We start from the raw sequence: 1603 nt of genomic DNA, 5'->3' as shown, positions 1-1603 counted from the left end.
AGGTGACGTCTTCCGGCACCCCACCGCAGCTGCGCTCGCCAGCCTCGCACGCCCCCTTAAGGACCTTTCCAGGACAACCATTTCTCCAACGGGATTGCTGACACCAACTCCAATAATCTCTTGGTACCTCGACGGATTGAAGCTTGGCGAACGCTTTACCCAGTCTGTATTTCTGCAGACCCCGAGGTCTGCCACACGAGAAAGTCTAGAGTCTGCCCTCCAGGCCATTCTTGATCATCATGACGCGCTCAGACTTGCACTGACCGAGGGCGAAGACAAAAAGAGTTTAGTACTCGATGTGCTTCCCCCCGGCAGAATCCTTGCCGAAGCCTGCTTGTCCTGCATCGACGTGAAGGGGATGTATGGCCCAGAGCTTGAGGCGGCCATGTTGGATGCCACCTACCTGGCTGAAAGTAGTTTAAACTTGGCAATTGGAAAATCAGTCCATGCTGTGTGGCTTGATGCTGGGACAAACGACGCTGGCCGCCTTTTGCTTGTAATTCATCACTTAACCGTCGATGGAGTTTCCTGGCGTATTCTGCTACCTGATCTACAGAGTGCATGGGAAGCAATATCCGTTGGAGGGCAACCCGCCCTTGAGCCTATCGGTACCTCGTATCGTGAGTGGGCACACATTCTTAACGAGGAAGCTCGAAATGGGGAACGCGAAGCGGAGCTACCTTTCTGGAAAAATGTGTTGTCGGGGAATGATCCGCTCATTTCAAGCCGGCCTCTCGATCCGGCGAGGGACACCGCAGCGACTCTGCGTTCCCTCAGCTTATCGGTACCACCGGATGTTGCGAGTCCCTTACTATCGAAGCTTCCCTTCCTTTTTCACGCGCGCGTTAACGATATCCTTTTAACGGCGTTTGTAGTCGCGATTGTCTGGTGGCGCAGGGAAAGAGGCATTAGCAACGCGAGTGACGTACTGCTCGACCTTGAAGGGCATGGTAGGGAGGAAAATCGACGCGCGGATCTGTCACGTACCGTAGGATGGTTCACCAGCCTCTTCCCGCTCCGTCTAGACATAGAAGATTTGGATCCTCAACAGTTAGCGGAGGATGGCCCGGCGCTCGGGGCGGCGCTCAAGCGCATTAAGGAACAACTTAGGCAACTGCCTGACAACGGCATAGGCTATGGCATATTGCGATATCTGACTGACGATGGCGGCGATCAACTACAAGCAAAATCACAGTTCGGCTTTAACTATTTGGGGCGGTTCGATGCTCCATCCGGAGTCGACTGGGCACCCGCCCCAGAGGCAAGCGTTCTGGCGGGAAGTGGTGATATCGCAAGGCCGCTTCCCCATTCCGTCGTCCTGAATGCTCATACCGCCGACCGCGAAGACGGTCCGACCATCTTTGCAAGCTGGTCGTGGGGGGGGGAACTTTTTGCCGAGACCGATATCAAAGCCCTGTCCGAGAAATGGCTACTTACGCTCGCAGCCCTAGCGCGCTGCGCAAACCGTGCCGATGCAGGAGGCTTCACACCTTCAGACTTGCCTTTGGTATCTTTGGATCAGGCTGAGATCGAGCGCCTCGAGTCCGAGCATCGGGGGGTGTCGGACGTTCTTCCTTTGTCTCCGCTCCAGCAGGGCTTGTTG

General features: G+C 55.6%; 1 protein-coding gene. It reads left to right on the top strand.

Annotation, left to right across the window (positions count from 1 at the left end; genetic code table 11):
* Window positions 1-136 precede the first annotated feature (136 nt).
* The coding region (locus U1763_RS21075; RefSeq protein ID WP_332756864.1) for a condensation domain-containing protein at window positions 137-1603 on the top strand (1467 nt) is incomplete at its 3' end.

The sequence above is a fragment of the Sphingomonas sorbitolis genome (assembly GCF_036663875.1).
GTDB lineage: Bacteria > Pseudomonadota > Alphaproteobacteria > Sphingomonadales > Sphingomonadaceae > Sphingomonas.
The sequence above is the reverse complement of the archived record's forward strand: the minus strand, read 5'-3'. Positions and strand labels throughout refer to the sequence as shown.